The sequence below is a fragment of the Mesorhizobium sp. M7D.F.Ca.US.004.03.1.1 genome (genome assembly GCF_003998635.1).
GTDB lineage: Bacteria > Pseudomonadota > Alphaproteobacteria > Rhizobiales > Rhizobiaceae > Mesorhizobium > Mesorhizobium loti.
In genome coordinates this window covers 1-1,297 of record NZ_RZQG01001276.1, presented here as the reverse complement: position 1 = coordinate 1,297, position 1,297 = coordinate 1, and the positions used below count along the sequence as shown (strand labels likewise).

The following is a 1,297-nucleotide window of genomic DNA, read 5'->3' as shown; positions in this document are numbered from 1 at the left end:
CCGACGCGGCCACCCGCCGCTCCACCGCCGTCATGCAACGCCTCGGCATGACCGCAGATCCGTCCGGCGATTTCGACCACCCCAGCATTCCCGACAGCCATCCCGCGCTCAAACGACACGTGCTCTACAGGCTGTCGCGCCAGGACTGGCAGGCAAGAAAAAGGGCGGCTGGCTAGCCGCCTTTTCTTTCAGTGCTGTCGGATCTTCCGGAGCTCAGTCCATCCGTATCGTGACGAACCTGAGCTCGCCGGTCTTCGACGCCAGCATCAAGAGCGCATTCTTACGCCCCTGTTCCTTCAAGGCGCCGATCCGGTCCATGACGTCCTTGGGCGTGGCAACCGATTCCTGTGCGATCTCGGTGATCACCTCGCCCGGCTGGATGCCTCGCTCAGCGGCAGCCGAATCCTTGCTGACATCGGTGATGACGACACCGGAGACGTCGGCGGCAATGCTGAACTTCTTGCGCGTCTCGTCGTTCAGTTCGCCGACCGTCATACCGAGCACCGAAGCCGTCGAAACGGCTGGAGCCTTGTCGCCCTTGTCCTGGTCGGTGTTGCTGCCGTCCTCGCCGCTGGCGAGCTTTTCGCCATCCTCGAGCCGGCCGAGCGTCACTTTCACGGTCTGCTCGACACCCTTGCGCACGATGAGCACGTCGACGGCCTTGCCAACCGGGCTTTCGGCGACCACGCGCGGCAGGTCGCGCATTTCATGGATGTCCTTGCCGTCGAACTTGATGATGACGTCGCCGGCCTGGATGGTGCCATTGTCGACCGGACCGCCCTTGATGACGCCTGCAACCAGCGCGCCCTTGGCTGTCGCCATGCCAAGGCTCTCGGCGATATCGTCGGTCACCGGCTGGATGCGCACGCCGAGCCAGCCGCGCCGTGTCTCGCCGAACTGGCGCAACTGGTCGACGACGCCCGAGGCGAGCTGCGAGGGAATGGAGAAGCCGATGCCGATCGAGCCGCCGGAAGGCGAAATGATCGCGGTGTTGATGCCGATGACCTCGCCTGCACTGTTGAACAGCGGTCCGCCGGAATTGCCGCGGTTGATCGCGGCATCGGTCTGGATGAAGTCGTCATAGGGGCCGGAATTGATGTCGCGGTTGCGGGCGGAGACGATGCCGACCGTCACCGTGCCGCCGAGGCCGAACGGATTGCCGATCGCCATCACCCAGTCGCCGACGCGCATCTTGGTGGAATCGCCGAACTTCACGGCTGTCAGCTTGTGGCCCTTCGGATCGACCTTCAGCACCGCGACATCCGTCTTGGTATCGGTGCCGACCAGCGTCGCCTTC

Annotated in this window: 1 protein-coding gene and 1 pseudogene; one reads left to right on the top strand and one right to left on the bottom strand. The window is 64.3% G+C overall.

Going from position 1 to position 1,297, the window contains the following annotated elements:
* Positions 1-176, top strand: a pseudogene (locus EN935_RS42515) (N-acetyltransferase); the annotation flags it as partial.
* Between the two features lie 37 nt (positions 177-213).
* On the opposite strand, the gene EN935_RS36280 reads toward EN935_RS42515, so the two are convergent.
* A partial coding sequence (locus tag EN935_RS36280; RefSeq protein WP_127374244.1) for a trypsin-like peptidase domain-containing protein occupies positions 214-1,297 on the bottom strand: 1,084 nt, incomplete at its 5' end.